Source organism: Pseudomonas sp. 43(2021) (assembly GCF_017490805.1).
GTDB lineage: Bacteria > Pseudomonadota > Gammaproteobacteria > Pseudomonadales > Pseudomonadaceae > Aquipseudomonas.
The window spans coordinates 1-633 of sequence record NZ_JAFGYJ010000151.1; the positions used below are offsets into that span (position 1 = coordinate 1).

Below are 633 nucleotides of genomic sequence, written 5' to 3' on the forward strand. Positions count from 1 at the left end.
GTCTTGTCGGCGTAACGGGTCAGAATCACGCTTTGCGAGATATCCGGCAGAGTGAGCTCGGCGCCCAGCAGCGCTGCGCATGCCGCCGTCGCGGTTACGCCCGGAATGATCTCGAAAGGAATGCCCAGCTCACGCAAGTAGCGGATCTGCTCACCAATCTCGCCGTACAGACCTGGATCCCCCGAATGCACGCGGGCAACATCCTGGCCTTTGGCATGGGCCGTCCTGATCAGGTCGATGATCTGTTCCAGATGCAGTTCAGCGCTGTTGACCACGGTTTCGGCCTGATGACCTTCCAGCACCGCTGCGGGTACCAGCGAGCCGGCATAAATGATCACCGGGCAGCTGCGAATCAGCCGTTGGCCTTTGACGGTGATGAGTTCCGGGTCGCCGGGGCCGGCGCCGATGAAGTAGACAGTCATCGTTGAATCCTTGTGAAGAGGCGCAGCCCCACTGCAGATGAAGCGTGCTCATGATCAATGGCGGGGATTATCGGGATTTTATGCAGCGCCGGCCAATGCCAGCGTGGCCTGCGCATATTTCTGGCGGTGGATCAGCAGTTTCGCCGGCGCCTGAATCAGTTGCTCGGCCAGCGCCAGCGCGGCGCTTTCCGCCACGCCGTAGCAGCCGGTG

Annotated in this window: 1 protein-coding gene and 1 pseudogene; both read right to left on the bottom strand. The window is 61.5% G+C overall.

Going from position 1 to position 633, the window contains the following annotated elements; all coding sequences use genetic code 11:
* Positions 1-422, bottom strand: a 422-nt coding sequence (locus J5M71_RS26450) for an SAM-dependent methyltransferase (protein WP_243434360.1), incomplete at its 3' end; no start/stop codon positions are given.
* Between the two features lie 78 nt (positions 423-500).
* Positions 501-633 (bottom strand): annotated as a pseudogene (locus tag J5M71_RS26455) (cobalamin biosynthesis protein); the annotation flags it as partial.